The sequence below is a fragment of the Klebsiella sp. HMSC25G12 genome (assembly GCF_001807705.1).
Classification (GTDB): Bacteria; Pseudomonadota; Gammaproteobacteria; order Enterobacterales; family Enterobacteriaceae; genus Klebsiella; species Klebsiella variicola.
Genome location: NZ_KV789797.1, coordinates 1 through 547 on the forward strand (window position 1 = coordinate 1; position 547 = coordinate 547).

Annotated in this window: 1 protein-coding gene; it reads right to left on the minus strand. The window is 49.4% G+C overall.

All coding sequences use genetic code 11. The features are described 5' to 3' along the window. On the minus strand, window positions 1-506 hold a 506-nt coding region (locus HMPREF3096_RS01885; RefSeq protein WP_070544264.1), incomplete at its 3' end, for an antirestriction protein. Between the last annotated feature and the right edge of the window lie 41 nt (window positions 507-547).

Sequence of the window (547 nt, forward strand, 5' to 3'; positions counted from 1 at the left end):
TGCCGTTCGGGATGATGAATAATGCTGATATAATCCTTCAGTGCATCCTGCCGTGAAACCAGACGCCTGCAGATCTGGTCATATTGCGGCCCCATTTCAGCCACGTGCCAGGACAACCTGTTCATAATCATCAGCGTGGCAATAATGCCTGCTGCATCAGCGCTGACCTCACCTTCAAAATAATTTCCCGGGATGCACATCCTGTAACGCTGCTCACCTTCAGGTGCGATATATCCGGTCTGCGTGGTAATGAACTGGATGCTGTTGGGTGCAATATTCCCGCCGACACCCTGTGGAATAACCCAGTAAGACCAGGAACCGCCGTCGTATTCAGAATGCTGGCGTAACCAGTTCGCGGCCATAGTATCGGCTAACGGCGTAAAAAAGAGCTCCGGGATAAAATCCAGGCGAGCTTTACCATTGGTTACGGCACTGCGCAGATATTTATCTGTTTTAAACTGTTCGTCTGATTCACGAGTGGCGGTGTTGACTTTCATTGTGCGCATACTGATTTTCTCCTTCGCGGTTTATTAAATCGTTCGACTTC